At 63.2% G+C, this 14,987-nt stretch carries 11 protein-coding genes; 9 read left to right on the top strand and 2 right to left on the bottom strand.

Features of this window, described 5'->3' with window-relative positions:
• Positions 1–62: 62 nt before the first annotated feature.
• Positions 63–371, bottom strand: coding sequence for a hypothetical protein (locus ACYOEI_RS36625; protein WP_462855331.1), 309 nt, complete (start codon positions 369–371; stop codon positions 63–65).
• Between the two features lie 948 nt (positions 372–1,319).
• Between ACYOEI_RS36625 and ACYOEI_RS36620 the strand changes: the two genes are divergently transcribed.
• The 9 genes from ACYOEI_RS36620 (at position 1,320) to ACYOEI_RS36580 (ending at position 13,850) form a co-directional block, all read left to right on the top strand.
• Entirely contained in the window at positions 1,320–2,054 is a 735-nt protein-coding gene (locus ACYOEI_RS36620) for a tetratricopeptide repeat protein (protein WP_462855330.1), read from the top strand.
• A 630-nt stretch (positions 2,055–2,684) separates the two neighbouring features.
• Positions 2,685–5,294 carry a DUF1668 domain-containing protein gene (locus ACYOEI_RS36615; RefSeq protein ID WP_462855329.1) on the top strand — a complete coding sequence of 870 codons (2,610 nt, stop codon included), beginning with the start codon at positions 2,685–2,687 and terminating at the stop codon, positions 5,292–5,294.
• Between the two features lie 598 nt (positions 5,295–5,892).
• Positions 5,893–9,021, top strand: a complete 3,129-nt coding sequence (locus ACYOEI_RS36610; RefSeq protein ID WP_462855328.1) for an HsdM family class I SAM-dependent methyltransferase — start codon at positions 5,893–5,895, stop codon at positions 9,019–9,021.
• Positions 9,022–9,118: 97 nt separating this feature from the next.
• A complete protein-coding gene (locus ACYOEI_RS36605) occupies positions 9,119–9,673 on the top strand; it encodes a hypothetical protein (protein ID WP_462855326.1) in 555 nt (184 codons plus the stop codon).
• Between the two features lie 548 nt (positions 9,674–10,221).
• On the top strand, positions 10,222–10,641 hold the full coding sequence (locus tag ACYOEI_RS36600) for a hypothetical protein (RefSeq protein WP_462855324.1): 420 nt from the start codon (positions 10,222–10,224) through the stop codon (positions 10,639–10,641).
• 146 nt (positions 10,642–10,787) lie between these two features.
• Positions 10,788–11,714, top strand: a complete 927-nt coding sequence (locus tag ACYOEI_RS36595) for a DUF4238 domain-containing protein (RefSeq protein WP_462855322.1) — start codon at positions 10,788–10,790, stop codon at positions 11,712–11,714.
• Between the two features lie 351 nt (positions 11,715–12,065).
• Positions 12,066–12,299 carry a hypothetical protein gene (locus tag ACYOEI_RS36590; protein ID WP_462855321.1) on the top strand — a complete coding sequence of 78 codons (234 nt, stop codon included), beginning with the start codon at positions 12,066–12,068 and terminating at the stop codon, positions 12,297–12,299.
• Between the two features lie 921 nt (positions 12,300–13,220).
• Positions 13,221–13,442 (top strand): hypothetical protein, encoded by a 222-nt coding sequence (locus ACYOEI_RS36585; RefSeq protein WP_462855319.1) that lies wholly within the window; start codon positions 13,221–13,223, stop codon positions 13,440–13,442.
• Positions 13,443–13,715: 273 nt separating this feature from the next.
• Positions 13,716–13,850: a hypothetical protein gene (locus tag ACYOEI_RS36580; RefSeq protein WP_462855318.1), complete on the top strand. Its 135-nt coding sequence runs from the start codon at positions 13,716–13,718 to the stop codon at positions 13,848–13,850.
• A 319-nt stretch (positions 13,851–14,169) separates the two neighbouring features.
• Here ACYOEI_RS36580 and ACYOEI_RS36575 read toward each other — a convergent pair whose 3' ends face one another.
• Positions 14,170–14,946, bottom strand: coding sequence for a FliA/WhiG family RNA polymerase sigma factor (locus tag ACYOEI_RS36575; RefSeq protein ID WP_462855317.1), 777 nt, complete (start codon positions 14,944–14,946; stop codon positions 14,170–14,172).
• Positions 14,947–14,987: the final 41 nt, after the last annotated feature.

Genomic DNA, 14,987 nt, shown 5'->3' with positions numbered 1-14,987 from the left:
GCGCGGGATCGCCCCTTGCTCGGGATCCCTCTTGGCCTCGACTTCGAGGCCCAAAGCTCTGCTCAGATTCCGTCGCCAACCGCCGCCCGTTGCGGGCTGGCTTCGCGAGGGCCGGGGAACGGCAGGGTCATGGGCGGTTCTTCGTACTCGGTCAGGAGCGACGACTTCAGGCCCAGCACGCCCTGCAATTGTTTGAATTGGCTTGGCTCGAGTGACATCGTCCGCTGATCAAACCAGCCGATCCCTTCGGCATAGTGCTGATCACACAGGTCGATCGTCAGTCGGCCATCTCGGGACTGGCCCAGCGCCACCAGCAGTCGCTGGTGGGGGCCCGATCCGGGAAGAGTCGCCAGGTGAGTCCGTATCGCCATGGTGGGATTCTACGGAACGAGCCATTGAGACTGAGTATCAACGTCAACCTTAGGATAACCGATCCACCCCGCCGGTCAATAGTGAACGAACGTGGTTTCCGACCTCGACCCTCCTAAACCCTCCGGCACCTCCGCCATTTCGACCCCAAATTGGTTTCGTCCTTCCTCCCGAGGCCGGACGCAGAGGCACCTTGCCGTCTCAAGCCTGATCCTCAGAGCCGGCGCAAGAGAGCCTCTGGACACCTGATCGTAAGGCCACTCTTCGCCCCCTCCTCCATTTCACGCCGAGAACGATTCGCCCTCCCCCTCGACCCGATCATCAGTGTCGGTCCCCAGGGCCAAAAACAAAAACAAATAAGTCTTTGCATGCTCACATTAGTTTTTGTTGACGAAATCTGCGACCCTGTTCTCAATTCATATTCACTTACATCACAACTTCAAAAATATCGAGTGGTGGGCGCCAAGAAAAATCGGTGAGTTCGTGCGCCGAGGAGTTGACGAACCTCGGACGGCTTCCGTATCATCCGATCTCATTGAGATTGAATCTCAGTATCAGACATCTCTCCTGATTGAGCCGGCCCTGGTCCCGTCGGCCCGATCACCTCCCGTGTCGAGGGATCCCCAATGGTGCCGAGCCGGTCGACGGTGCGGCCCAGTCCGCACGCTCGCCCGAGGCGAGGTGTGCCGCAACGCTCCGGGGCCTTTCCGGGGCGGTCGGGCGAGGTCCGGGCATTGGCCTCGGGCCGGCCGACCACGGTTGCGGCGTGGAATCCGGTCGAACTCCGGCGCTCGGGCGATCCCCTTTGGGACGTCGGTGGCGTGCGGGGCTCGACCGTTTGGGGAAGCCCGTCGACGTCCCCGATTCGGGGGAGGCGTGAGCGCCCGGCCTCGGTCCTCCGGGCCTTTCGGCCGAGTGAAACCACCGCGATGAGGATCAAGGACACCGCGATGGGACAGACCCAAGACTTGTGGAATCGTTGCCTGGAGCTGTTCAACCAGGGCCGCATCGACGAGGCCGATCGGCTCGCTAGCGAGTCGGTCCGGGCCTTTCCCGATGACGGGCTGCACTGGCAGATGCACGGGCTGCTCCGCCAGCGCGTCGGCGACTTCGCCGGGGCCTGCGAGGCCCTGGAGACCGCCAGTCTCCTCGTCCCGCTCGAGCCGGCGGCCCAGTGTGCCCTGGCCGACTGCCACGCGAAGGCCGGGAGGATCGAACTGGCCCGAGACCTGTATCGGGCCCTCGCCGACAACGGCCGATGCCCCACGTCATTGCTCCCCTCGGTCTCCTCCGGCTTGAACAACGTCGGCGACCATAGGACGGCCCTGGAAGTCTGCCGAGAGCTCATCCGGCGCGACCCGAGCCGGCACGAAGCCCACTTCGGCGCGGCCTACGCCATGCGGAAGCTGGGCCACTCGTCGGAGTCGATCCTGCCGACGATGATCCGGGCCCACGAGCTTGCCCCCGAGTCCCCCGTGTACCGGATCGTCCTCGCCTCGCTCCAGGCCCAGGTCGGCCAGCACGACGAGGCGTACGACCTCCTCCGCGACGTCCGCCCGGATTCGGTCCGCTGCCCCTGCTGCGTGCGCCGGATCATGGCCATCTTCCAGCGAGCGGGCGACGTCCAACGCCTCGAGGCGTTCGAGGAATCGGACGACCCGTGCCCCGACGCCGGGGACGCCTGAAAGGGACCGCGACCTCCGGACACGCCCTCGAGGCGTGTCGGCATGCCCGCCGGGGAGCGCATTCGTCGTCGTGTCGGCGGATGCGGGACCACTCCCCGGCGGCGTGCCGGCCGTTTGCGACATCCGGTGGAACCTCGGCGCCGGCCCAGTCCCGGCGCCTCTCCGCCCTGGTCTTCCCCCGACGCGTCGAAGTGGACCGACGGATGCCCGCGACCCTGGACCTTGGACCCGATCGAACGACCGCCGGAAGTTGGGAGCCCGAACGCGATCCGCGGGCGCTCGATGGGTCGAGGGAGAAAGCCCGCAAGACCCGAGAAGCCCGGCAGAAGACGTTCCAGCGGAACCACCGAATCTTGCCGGGATGATGACCTCCGAATCCGAACGGGGCGAACGCCACCCTCAGAGTCTGTGCCGAAAGCCGTGTCTCGAAACCCGGTTTTTTCTTAAAAACCGGGTTTCTGGCCCGCTCGACGCCGACATCCCCTCGCGGGAAAGCATCGTCTCGTGGCACAGAAACCCGGTTTTTAAGAAAAAACCGGGTTTCGAGACAGGCACTCAGAGGAGCCGGATTCGCCTTCGCCTCCTTTCCCCCTTTGAGCGACACCCATGAGACATCTGAAAATGAACACAATGAGACTTCGACTGCTGCTGGCGACGGGCGTCCTGCTCGGTGCCCTCGCGCCGGGCGCGGCCCGGGCCCACTTCCTCTGGCTCTCGAACGACCGAGAGACTAAAGATCCGGTCGTCCTCGCCTTCCTGAGCGAGACCCCGACCCCCGACTCCGAGGAATTCCTCAAGTACATCGAGAAGGCCAAGGTCTCGGCGAACGGGAAGCCCCTCACCTGGACCAAGGGTGAGGATACGTTCCGGGTCGCCCTGCCCGAGCCTCGCCCCAAGGTCGTCGACGGCGACTGCGACATGGGCGTGCGGGCCGGCGGCAAGACCGAGCCCTACCGCCTCTTCTACACCGCCCGCGTCCAGTACGGCCCCGCGCCGGCCGCCGCCGCCGAGTTGGGCGACTCGTTCCGCGCCCGCCTGGTCGACCGGCCGGGCAAGACGCCCGCCGTCCTGCTGACCTTCCAGGGCAAGCCGGCCCCCGGCTCCACGGTCAAGGTCTTCGGCGAGGACGGCAAGGCCGTCGAGCTCACGTCCGACGCCGAAGGACGCGTCGAGGTCCCGGCCGCCGTGGCCGGGGGCCAGGGCGGGCTGCTCGCCAAGTGGGTCGAGCCGAAACCCGGCGAGTTCGGCGGCAAGTCTTATCGTGAGGTCCGCTACTACGCGACCTTGACCATCGCCGACGAGAAGACCAAAGCCCCCGAAGCCAAGCCCAAGCCCTCCGCCGCGGCTCCTGCTGTGGACTCGTCCCCGTTCGCCCTGTTGCCCGAGGCGGTCAATAGCTTCGGGGGCGCCGTCCTCGGCGACTGGCTCTACGTATACAGCGGCCACATGGGCGAGACCCACGCCTACCACGACGGCACGTCGTCGAAGCACTTCCGCCGACTGAACCTGAAGGACCGGACCACCTGGGAAGAGCTCCCCCCCGGCCCTGCCCTGCAAGGCCTGACGCTCGCGGCCCACGGGGGCATGCTCTACCGGATCGGCGGCATGGCGCCGAAGAACCGCGAGGGGGAGCCCAACGACCTGGTGTCCGTGGCCGACTTCGCCCGGTTCGACCCGAGCTCGAAGACCTGGACCGCCCTCCCCCCGATGCCCTCCCCGCGCTCGACGCACGACTCGGTCGTCGTGGGCGACACCCTCTACATCATCGGCGGCTGGTCGATGAACGGCGGCAACTCGTCGAGGGCCACCTTCTGTACCGACGCCCTCTCCTTCAACCTCGCCGCGGAAGGATCCAAGTGGGAGACGCTCCCGACTCCTCCGTTCCGCCGTCGGGCCTTCGCCGTCGCCGAGGTGGGCGGGAAGATCTACGCCCTCGGGGGCCTGAACGAAGACAACTCGGTCGCCAAGTCAGTCGAGGTCTACGATCCCGCCAGCCGCACGTGGTCGCACGGCCCGGACCTTCCGGTCAAGGACCGCCAGGGGTTCGCCGCCTCGGCCATCGGTGTCGGCGGCAAGCTCTACGTCACCGGGCTCGACGGCAAGGTCTCCCGCCTGAACGCCTCCGGCGACGGCTGGGAGACCGTCGGCCCGCTCGCGATGCCCAGGTCGACCCACCGCCTCCTCCCGGGCCCCGACAAGACCCTGCTCGTCGTCGGCGGGACCTTCGCGACGACCCCGACGCGGATGGTCGAGTCCTTCTCCCTCGACAGGCCCTCGACCGGCCCGAAGGTCGTGACCTGGTCGGTCCCCGTCCCGACCGAGGCCCGCCAGGGCCAGGCCGTCGCGCTCGTCGGGCCCAGGCTGATCCTGGCCGGCGGCAACCGGACCAACGAGCCGCACGCCTTCGACGCCGAGAACCTCCTGGGCGACGCCGTCGCGGTGACCGTCGGCTCGATGAAGGCGAAGCCCGCCTCCCTCCTCCCCGCCCCTCGGCAGTCGGCCACTCTCGTCGTCGACCCCGACGGCCGCCCCGGCCAGTCGCCGGCCTACCTCCTCGGCGGCATCGGCCTCGACGGCGACGTCACCCGGACCCTCGGCACCGTCTTCGCCCTCGACGCCAAGACCGGGGCCTGGTCCAAGACCCCCGCGACGATCCCCGACGACCGCGGCATGTTCGGCACCGCCTACCACCAGGGTGCCATCTGGATCTTCGGCGGCAGCCTCTTCGATCCTCGCCCGAGCAAGGCCAGCCGCACCATGCCCACCGACATCCTCCGCTGGGACGTCGCCGGCAAGGCCTCAACCTTCGAGGCAATCACCCCGAGCCTCCCCCGAGCCCGCCGATCCTTCGCCGGGACCGTCCTCGGCTCGAAGTACTACCTCGTCGGCGGCCTCGGCGCCGATCGCGAGCCCGTCGCGCCCGTCGACGTCTTCGACTTCGAGACCAAGACCTGGAGCACCATCCCGTCCCCGAAATCCCCGCGTCTCTTCGCCTCCCTCGTCGCCCTCGACGGCAAGCTCTACCTCGCCGGAGGCTTCTCCAAAGACGCCACCTCCCACTTCGCCCCCGCCCGCTCCATCGAAGTCTTCGACCCGGCGACCCAGACCTGGTCGACGACCCTCGAATCATCTCCGATGCCCCCAGGCGAGCTTCACATGCTCCCCATCCAGGGCCGCCTCCTCCTCGCCGCCATGACCGACGGCCCCCGAGAGCTCCGCTTCGCCCTCGTGGCGCCCTAATACGTAGGTCGGCGACAAGCCACCTCGGCACGGCCCGATCGCATGAGGCGACCGTTTTCTTGGAAAGGCTTCATCGCAGTCGGGCCTCGATAATCTTTGAACCGCCTTGACCAGGCAAAAAGGGCGACGGGAACTGCATGCGAATTCCGTAGGTTACAAGTTTCGATCCCAAAATAACTTGCGTCAGCAACAGGGGTGGCTGCCTGCACGGACCCCGGCCTGAGTGAGCTTGTCGCAAACTGGCACCTTCTGACGCCTTCAGTCAGGGCCGCGATCATGGAACTGGCTCGGGGAGAGCAAGTCTCATGAGAGGGGTTGAAGTCGCGAGGAATTGAACCTGCGACGTGAAACTCAGGCGGCCTTCGGGAAATTGGGCCGGGCAAATTCTCCGGCCAAGGGCATGAGGGCCGCGTCGAAATGTCCACCTCCGATTCTGGCTCTTTTAGCCTCCCCCCTTTCCGATAGAAGGTGTGACCCGGATTTTTTTTGCTGAACATTTGGCCTCTGCCGGGGGTGCGGGACTGACTGCGGGCCGCCCGTCGTGTATTTTAGAGCGTCGAGATAGAGCCCGAGGGACCGAGATGCCCAGAACGCCGCCATGTCGGTAGATGCTGTCCTCGAAACACTTGGCTACAAGGGATCGCCTAACTTCCTTCAAGAGAGGGAGTTCGGAGACGTACCGGGGTATTCCCACCTTTTTCAGCGGGCAACCCACAGGTGCCAGCTGAAGGGCATCTACGCCCTGAAGGACACGGGGAGCGAGAATGAGCCCGGCATCGTGCCGCTTGTGTACGTCTGTCAAGGCGATGCAGCTACCCTTCCGCATGAGATTCATCGGCTTGCCTGGAACCAGAACGTCGTCCCTTTCATCCTCGTCGCCTCCCGCGATGCGGTGCGTCTGTACTCGGGTTTCAACTACGGCACAGCCACGCCGGGCACGGACCCGGACGCCGGACGCGAGGGCGTGCTGAAAGGGGCCGTCGCCTTCAAGCAGGTGGCCGAGCAGTTGCGGACACTGCGGGCGGAAGAGATCGACCGCGGCGAGGTTTGGCGCACGTGGGAGCGGCGGATCGACCCGCGCGGCCGGGTCGATTGGACGCTGCTGGACAATCTCAGCAAGCTCGGTGGCTGGCTGCGCTCCCACGGGCTGCAGAAGAACACGGCCCACGCCTTGATCGGCAAGTATGTGTATTTGAGATACCTGCACGATCGCGGCATCCTGTCTCCCCTGAAATTCGATGAATGGGGCCTCAACCCCGACACCGTGTTCGGCCGCCACGCGACGGTCACGGGGCTGCGCTCCGTAATCCGGCGGCTCGAGGATTGGTTGAACGGTTCGGTCTTCCCGCTCAAGCTCACGGGTACCGGTGCCCCCGCGCCGAAGCATATCGAGCGGGTTGCGGGCGCGTTCATGGGCGACGATCCGATCACCGGCCAGCTCCATCTCGACTTTCAGCCATACGATTTCTCCCACATCCCGATCGAGACGCTTTCCGTCATCTACGAGCAGTTCCTGCACGCGGAAGGCAAAGGGAAAGATGCAGGGGCCTATTACACGCCCGTGCCGATCGTCAATTTCATGCTGCAGGAACTGGAGGCGCGGCAACCGCTTAGACCGGGGATGAAGGTTCTGGACGGGTCGTGCGGCTCCGGCGCATTTCTTGTGCAGTGTTACCGCAGGCTGATCGAGCGGAGGGTGAGGGAGGATGGGGGCGATTTGAAGCCGAGCGAACTTCGCCAACTGCTCACGGATAGCATCTACGGCGTAGATCGCGACAAAGACGCTTGCCGCGTGGCGGAACTCAGCCTGGTGTTGACGCTGCTTGATTACATCGACCCGCCAGATCTGCGCAGAAACCCGTCGTTCAAGATCCCCAAGCTCCAGAACAACAACATCTTCAGGAGCGACTTCTTCTCCCCCAAATGCCCGATCAGGGCCGGTAACGAGGATGACCGGTTCGATTGGGTTGTGGGCAATCCTCCGTGGGTCGAGGTGAAACGGCCGCCGGAGGAAGAGGCCGGAGAGAAGAAGGAAGATCTCGACCGTTACGTTCGGCGGTGGATCGTCAGGAAGGCGAAGACGCACCCGACCGGCGGCAATCAGGCGGCACACGCATTTGTCTGGCGGCTCGGCGGCTTGCTGAAGGAAGACGGCTGCGCCGCCTTGCTTCTACCCGCCAAGATACTATTTACATACGAATCGGAACGATTTCGGCAAGAAATGTTCAAGCGATTTCATGTATGGAGTGTCGCAAATTTTTCCAACTTGACTGAGGTTCTATTTGCCGGCAAGTCTCGCGTCCCCGCTGCTGCATTCTACTTCTCGCTTCCCCCCGTCGATGCGCCCCAGGACAGTTTCATCTACTCCCCGTTAGTCGCCAACCAGGAGGCGAACCGGCCGGTCGATCCGAATAAGCGGAAAGATACCTGGAACATCGTCATCAATGCCGGCGAGATCAGGAGGGTGGGTGCCGCGGATTCCGCCCTCGGCGACCTGCTGACATGGAAAGTCGCGATGTGGGGATCGCCCCGCGATGAGAGGCTCATCCGGTCGGTGAGGAAGCGCTTTCCGGCGCTGTCGACACTCCGAGATAGCGGCGTGGAGATTCAGGAGGGCGTCCAGCTGCGGGCGAAAGGCACGAAGGACACCGAGCTGGTCGAGGACTTGATCGACAAGAACGTGCTCCAGATGGATCCTCTTCGCGGCAAGGGCCGAATCTTCGCGTTTCCGAAGGAGGCGATCGGGAGAATAGACCGCGACAACGCGTACCTGCGGACTCGCGGCGGCAAGAAGGGACTGCTTGTCAGCTACCCGCCCCATGTCATCGTTGACGCCTCGCGTCGGTTCGCCGTCTATACGGATGAGTTCCTGGTGGTTCCCCCACGACAGATCGGTATCGCTGGCAAACGGCACCACGACAGCCTGCTCAAAGCACTATCGCTCTTCTTGGTTTCCGACTTCGCGACCTACTATCAGTTCTTCACCTCGCCCGACTGGGGCGTGAAGCGGGAGCTTGCGACAATTCGCTCCCTGAAGGAGATCCCCATCCCATTCGTGGGGATGAGCGAGATGGATTTGGCCCCCTGGGTTGATTTGCACTCGCATGCGATCCGCGAGTGGAAGGCGCAGCGTACGCTCTTCGACGATGTAGACGAAGCGCCGGGCATGAGCCCGTCCGAGATCGACGAAAAACTCAACATGTTGACGTACTTTGCCTTGGGCCTCACGCACCAGGAAATCAGCCTTGTCGCGGATCTGGCGAGGGTACGCATCGAGCTAGATGAAGGGAAGCTCGGTGCGGCCGCCGTGGACCGCCCCGAAGAGCCCGAGCTAATCTTCTACGCGCACGCACTCGCCAGCGAGTTGGATACCTTCCTCGGCGACCCCGAACGGACGCATGCGGTGAGAATCCTGCACGACGGCGTGTCAGGCATGGTCGAAACACGAATCACTCCCCGCGAGCCCGATCATATCCATCTCTCGATCGAATCCGCCGATCGGCTCACGGCCGAATCCCTTGCGGAGTTGAGGGATCTCGCCCGGCACGAGGTCAGCCAGTGGGTCTATTTCGATCGGAAGCTGATCGTTCTGGAGGGCGAGAGGACGATGCTTCTCAAGCCCCTCCAGCGCTTCCACTGGACCACTGCCCAGGCCTTGAACGATGCGGATTCGATCATCGGAGAAACGATTTCGGGGGGCGAACAGGTCAATGTCGATAGCGTCTAAGGCCGCAAAGAAGGTGGGGGCGAGCACGAACCGTCCTGATTACAGGGCAAGCTTCCTGCGCGATACGCACCGTCTTGTCGCTCGGGGATACGCTCGGATGACGCCCGTGGCCTTCAAGGGGACCGTAGAGGAGGTGATCACCGAAAAGCTGGTCGAGGCGATTAACGCCGCGATCCAGTCTCCCGGCGCGGAGTCCTGGATGCACAGATATCATGCCGTCGATAACCTGCCGGTCAGCCATCCGAAAAAGACAGGGAAGCGGCGGCCGCGAGTTGACATTGAAATCACAAATGTCCGCGCCGGCACGCACCCGCAATTCCACTTCGAAGCGAAGCGGCTGGGGAAGGGTTATCCTGTCGGGCAGTATGTCGGACGAAAGGGTCTGGGTTGCATCATCCACGCCGATTACGCGCGACATCATGACGACGCGGGGATGCTGGGTTACGTTCAGGCCGGCACTTGCGATGATTGGGGCAAGAAGATCGAGAAGAAGCTGATGGGTGATGGCCCCACGCACTGCCTGCTGAATGGTTCCTGCTGGCGGCTTTCGATCGTCACGAAAGATCTCGCCCATACCTTTCGGACGGAGCACGAGCGCCCGTCGCTTTCCCGCCCGGTCGACGTTTACCACACGCTCCTGCTCTTCCAGTGATCGCCACGGCGGACGCACAGCGAGCCGCGTAGAGAATAGTTGGCCGGTAGGTGACCTTGGCTTCCTTGAATAAAGAGGCGAAGAATGCCGCCTCGCGAAGAGCTGCTGGGGTCGATCGCCACGCTGATCGCCGAATACCGCCAGGGCCGAGCATCTATTGGCACAAGGCGAGTGCGGAGGCCGTCCTCCTGCTACGCTCGTATTACAAGGCGGGCCGCTGGAATCATCTTGAGAGACAAGCACTTGCGACAACTCCAGGGATCGCGGCTTGAACCGAAAAAATCGGATCGGTCCCACTCGGGGTCTATCCGGCTTTGAACCTCGCACAACGCGCGTCTGAGGAGAGGCTCGGGGCGAGGAGCCGACCGAATCGATGGGGCGACGAGGACGATTCGATGGACGATCGGGTAGTGACCGCATATCACGAAGCTGGCCACGCCCTCATTGCGCACCGCATCGACCCCACGAACGTCGAATACGTGCAGATCTACTAGGACGTAGGCCGCTACGAGGGCGACACAAGACTCGACCCCGAGAGCCTGGACGAGATGACGGCAGTTCATGCCGCAGCCGTCGCGCTCGCGGGGATGCTGGCCGAGGCAACCGCGGTTCTCCACGGGACGAACGCTGGGGCTTCGATTCCGGTGGACGATCGGCTCATGGCCGAAATTGAGCGGGCCGTGGGACTCGTGCCCGCTATGGGCGACGAGCCCATTCCTGCGAGCATACCCACGAGCTCGATGGTTCAGCTTGTTCGACGAGTTCCGGCAAAGCTCACGGTCGAAGACGCCGAATTTCTCGGCGACGATGTCCTAACCGCCGCTCAACTGAAGCAAGCCGCGACAAAGGCCCTATTCCACGTCAACGACGGCAGCGACTGGCAGCAGATCGTGAAGACGGCGAACGAGTTGATGGCCATCGAGCCCGAACGGCTCACGGGTTATGCGGCGTTCCTGGATGGAGATTGAAGACGACGGCCTGGAAGAATCGAACTTCCGCGGAAAACAAGGGCACCACGTTTCACGGCGAGTATGCGCGTGCGATTCGAACGTCATCCGACGAACCTCTAGACCCTTAGAATGATCTGATCTGCAGCCGACATGGAGCACGCGCGATGGCCGACAACCCTAACCAGAAGACGAAAAATCAGCACTGGGTGCCGCAGTGCTATCTGCGAAGGTTCGCCGACGAGCAAGGCGGTTTCTTCAGTTTCAACAAGCTCTATCAGAAGTCTCGGCCGGCCAACATCAAGAGCTCTGCATCGGCGGACTACTTCTACGACTTCGAACCGTCAACACTTCACAATCCAACGGACGAGGTTCAGTGGGTCGAGACCACGTTCTCGCTACTCGAGAAGCGGTTCAAGGAGATCCTGGACGCCTTCCTTGCTGAAGCGAGCCGCGGCCAGGTAACCCCGGACACGGGGATGTCGATGGCGCATTTCGTCGCGATCCAATTGATGCGAACGAGAGGGCACCGCGACACAATGCTGGAGCTGAACGCGAAGGTGATGCAAGACTTCGTGAATCGTTGGTACGCGGAGAACCACCCTGGTATGCCACCGGGGAAGTTCACCATGGGCAAGGGATACGCAGAGGCGTTCCACGCTCAATCGATGTTTGAAGACGATAGCATTTTCATATTCGCTGAAAAGTTATCAAACTTGCTTTGGATCGTGGGCCACAACGCGACTGACAAGCCATTCTATACCTCCGACGAACCGGTCGTGCGACGGATTCACCCGATCGAGAACCGGACGACGCGACCCCTGCCGCCCGGCGTCGGGCTCGAGTATGCGTATCCGCTGAACAGCGAATTCATCCTCATGATGCTCGATCGGAGAGGTTTGTCGGATGAACTCGTTAAACTCGAGCGAAGGACGGTCGAATTTCCGCCTGAAGCCGTCGAGCAATACAACTCCATGCAGGTGGTGTCGAGCACGCAGTACGTGTTCTGCGAGAAGCAAGACTTCGAACTCGCCGAGCGCGTGTGCCGTGAGCATCCCGAGATTTGCAATCCGAATCGGCCGCGAACCGAATAGTCGTCGCGCCCAGTCTTGATTTCGGAAAGCTGACTCCTACGATTCGGGTGACCCACTCGGCGGGCAACCCCCGCCTTGGAGTCGTCCGAACCCTTGTAAGCTGAAAACAAGGCCCGGACGGTGGCGCGATAGGGCGCCGCTGTCCGGGCTTTTTCGTTTTTCGAGGGTGCGGTCGAGAAAGGTGCACGGTCGAACGTCTTTGACAGGAGTATCTCGATGAAGGCTGAATCGATCGCTTTGTTTCAGGAGCTGCTGGATCATCACCGCCTGGTCTGCGCACGCGATGACGGAACATCTCCGCCGCGAAGTCAATGCATCATCGCGTACCTTGAACTCTGCACGAGGGCGAGAGTGCCGCACTTGGCGCGATACCCCGGCAAGTTTCTCCAAGAAATCGCCGAATACTGCGCAACGAACGGCTGGCCGCCGATCAACTCCCTGGCGATCAACGCCGAGGAGGGGCATCCCGGCTCGCATTATGACCTGGCTCCGGGCTGCAACCTGCTCACCTGGCCCGACGAGGTTGACGCGTGTATCAGATTCCGAGGATATCTGGAACGCATGCCTGGACTGCTCCCGGCCTGAGCTTGGTCGAGTCGTTGCGAGCGGCCGAGGACATGGTCTACAGCGGTTCTCAGCCACATCTCACACAACAGAATTGGCTGATAGCTTTAGATTTCGGGCGGAACCGTTCACTCTGTGCGATATGCCTGCGTTAACCGCTGTAAAGTTGCTGGTGCCGGTGCCGTTCCGCGTAAGCGCGTTCCTCGGAAATCCCGAGCCGCTTGGCAGCGCGTGTCATGCTCACCCTGCTCATCCCCTTCGCTTAGCGTAGTGGCGAGTTGGTGGCCAGCCAGGTGGCACAGAACGCTCCCTGCTACAAGCCGCGCATAGTTCGAAAACGCGGGAGCCCGTCCCGGCGACTCCCACTTGGAGGGGGGAGACGGCGGGACGGGCCCGGAAGCGAGGATTGGGCTCGGAGTCGGAGGGCTGGCGCTCGATCGGCGGGGACAAGAAAAGGGGACATAACAAATATCGACAATCGTAAGGGAGCTGAAGTCAACTTCGTGCGAACACATTCCGTACCCTCAGCCTAAGGGGAAGAAACAGGCACCTGTGGCGTACCACAGGTGCCTGGATATGTTCAATGGATGCGACAGGAAATGCACCCACGCCCTGAGAAGCGTAAACGTCTTTTCAGAATTGCGATTGCAACAAATTCTCTTACGGGTGTATCCGTAGCGTTTGAACGGCGGCGTTGCACGAGTTGGTCGCAGAATGGCAACTCCTAGCTCCTTCCGTCAGGGCGAAGATCATGGAATTGGCCCGGTCGGGCGAAGTCTTGGGAAGAGGGCCAGAAGCGGGATGAATTGAACCCGAGTGGGGAGAGCAAAGCTGAGCGGACATCTCTGCGTCGACAGGATGCTCAACAACTGTTTCGTGGCTCCTCTAGCCTCGTCCCCCGCCGCCGGAGCGGATAAGATGACCTCCCAAGGAGGCTCGACCATGGAAACCATCACCCTCACCTCTGCCGCCCTCGACCTGCTCCGACGCCGAATCGACCGCGAGCGGGTGGACGTCACGGATGAGACCCGCCACTATTACCGCGAGCTCGCCGCCGCCGGGTTGGCGATGCCGCTCCATACCATGACGGGCGGCGATGAATCGGCATACCGCCTGACCGAAGCCGGCGTCACCTCCCTCGCCAGCCGTCCCGCATCTTCCTGAGCATCTCCCTCGCCGGTTCACTGACCGGCAGCGAGGTATCCGGGCCGCGCCTCAACGCCTCCTCGTGGGTGCCGCCCTCGTATTCCTCATACTCGTGCGCCCCGGCAGCCTGCATCCGGTCGCGGAGCCGGAGCTTCCGCCAGTAGTCGCCCGTCTCCTTGTCGTGGGGGGGGCGTCCATGGCGTCCGGGTTCATCACGCCGCTGTCGAGCGTGATGGTGTCGCCCGGCCCCAGGCTGCCGACGGTCCTCTCGTCGGGGAGGAATGTCTTGCGTTGCAGGTCTTCTGGGTCGAGGGCAGCGAAGCGATTGGGGTCGATGCCGAGATCGACCACAGTCTCGCCCGCGGCGATGTCCAGTTCCTGCGCGTCGCGTCGGCTGAAGTCTTCGGCGTGGTCGGCGTGGTCTGAGGGTGGCTTGTCTAACATCTGACGAGGATAGCTGAGCGGATGGCCAGGCGGAAGCGAGTTTCACTCAGAACGTGTGCCGAGCGTCCTTGAGCAGGTGCGTCTCCCTCGAACTCGGCCTGGGATGCGGGGCAGGAGTGCCCCGCCAACCGGCCGTTCGCGGAGCTTGCACGGTAGCCCCACGCTTGGCCTTCGAAAAGCGCGGGAGCCCGTCCCGGCGACTCCCACCTGGAGGGGAGGAGTCGCCGGGACGGGCCCGGAAGCGAGGATGGGGTTCGGAGGGCTGGCTGGCGTTCGATCGGCGGCGGGGCCGATCGATCGGTCAGGTGCCGAACTCGGGGCGGCGGGTCGAGAGCTGGGACTGGAGGCGCTGGATGATGGAGGAGTGCATCTGGGAGACGCGCGACTCGCTCAGGTCGAGGGTCGCCCCGATCTCCTTCATGGTCAGTTCTTCATAGTAGTACAGGATGATGATCAGACGCTCGTTGCGGTTCAGGCCCTTGGTGACCATCCGCATGAGGTCTTTGCGCTGGAGGCGACGGGTGGGGTCCTCGCCCTTCTTGTCTTCGAGGATGTCGATCTCGCGGACATCCTTGTAGCTGTCGGTCTCGTACCACTTCTTGTTGAGGCTGATGAGGCCGACGGCGTTGGCGTCCATCGCCATCTTCTCGTATTCGTCGAGGGGGAGGCCGAGGCGCTCGGCGAGCTCGGCGTCCGTGGGGGGACGGCCGTGCTGGGCCTCGAGGGACTTGCGGGCCTCTTCCATCTTCGTGTGCTTGGAGCGGACGAGCCGGGGGACCCAGTCCATGGTCCGGAGCTCGTCGAGCATGGCGCCTCGGATCCGGGGGACGCAGTAGGTCTCGAACTTGACCCCGCGGCCCAGGTCGAAGGCGTCGATCGCATCCATCAGGCCGAAGACGCCCGCCGAGATCAGGTCATCGAGGTCGACCCCTTCGGGGAGTCGCTGCCAGATCCGTTCGGCGTTGTACTTGACCAGTGGCAAGTACCGTTCGACCAAACGATTGCGCAAGGGCGTGGTGGGGTGTTCCTTGAACTCCCGCCAGAGTTCCGTCACGTCCACGTCCAGCTTTGTTGACATCCTGACCTCCATGTCGGCCTCGCGAAAGGGGGCACATCCAT

This window comes from Singulisphaera rosea (genome assembly GCF_054877945.1).
This window is presented reverse-complemented; position numbering and strand designations above follow the sequence as displayed.

Excerpts from the sequence above, each read along its gene's own strand:
- ACYOEI_RS36625 (WP_462855331.1), bottom strand. The coding sequence starts at position 371 with ATGGCGATACGGACTCACCTGGCGACTCTTCCCGGATCGGGCCCCCAC.
- ACYOEI_RS36620 (WP_462855330.1), top strand. The coding sequence starts at position 1,320 with ATGGGACAGACCCAAGACTTGTGGAATCGTTGCCTGGAGCTGTTCAAC.
- ACYOEI_RS36615 (WP_462855329.1), top strand. The coding sequence starts at position 2,685 with ATGAGACTTCGACTGCTGCTGGCGACGGGCGTCCTGCTCGGTGCCCTC.
- ACYOEI_RS36610 (WP_462855328.1), top strand. The coding sequence starts at position 5,893 with ATGTCGGTAGATGCTGTCCTCGAAACACTTGGCTACAAGGGATCGCCT.
- ACYOEI_RS36605 (WP_462855326.1), top strand. The coding sequence starts at position 9,119 with ATGACGCCCGTGGCCTTCAAGGGGACCGTAGAGGAGGTGATCACCGAA.
- ACYOEI_RS36600 (WP_462855324.1), top strand. The coding sequence starts at position 10,222 with ATGACGGCAGTTCATGCCGCAGCCGTCGCGCTCGCGGGGATGCTGGCC.
- ACYOEI_RS36595 (WP_462855322.1), top strand. The coding sequence starts at position 10,788 with ATGGCCGACAACCCTAACCAGAAGACGAAAAATCAGCACTGGGTGCCG.
- ACYOEI_RS36585 (WP_462855319.1), top strand. The coding sequence starts at position 13,221 with ATGGAAACCATCACCCTCACCTCTGCCGCCCTCGACCTGCTCCGACGC.
- ACYOEI_RS36575 (WP_462855317.1), bottom strand. The coding sequence starts at position 14,946 with ATGTCAACAAAGCTGGACGTGGACGTGACGGAACTCTGGCGGGAGTTC.